The organism is Bacillus cereus group sp. BfR-BA-01331 (genome assembly GCF_022663915.1).
Classification (GTDB): Bacteria; Bacillota; Bacilli; order Bacillales; family Bacillaceae_G; genus Bacillus_A; species Bacillus_A mycoides.
The window spans coordinates 1-376 of the sequence record NZ_JAKUGJ010000175.1 but is presented as its reverse complement, the minus strand read 5'-3'; the positions used below and the strand labels follow the sequence as shown (position 1 = coordinate 376).

The following is a 376-nucleotide window of genomic DNA, read 5'->3' as shown; positions in this document are numbered from 1 at the left end:
GTGCAATCAATAAAGCTGTGTATGCAGCTACACAAACGCAAGCGAGTATGGCGCGTGCAGGAAATCTTTCCGTTTCTGAAATTCAACGTTCGTATGCAGATGCGTCTGCAGGTGTAGCAAGTATTGCACAAAGTGCTGGCAAAATGTCTATCCCAACTTCAGCTGTGGGACGTATGACACAGCAAAGTACGAAGGTTGGCATGAGTGTGATGGAAGGTGTCAAACATTTTATGCCTACAAATGCACTAGAGAATGTTTCAAAAGCATACTTTAATGCGTCAGATGCTGTTCAGCAGGCAGGAGGGAATGCAGTACAAAAAGCGATAAGTGGAAGTGCAGCCGCTGTTCATACTTCATTAGGAGGTAACGCGGCAGA

At 45.5% G+C, this 376-nt stretch carries 1 pseudogene; it reads left to right on the top strand.

Annotated elements, in window-relative coordinates:
- A pseudogene (locus MR155_RS31525) lies at positions 1 to 376 on the top strand (hypothetical protein); the annotation flags it as partial.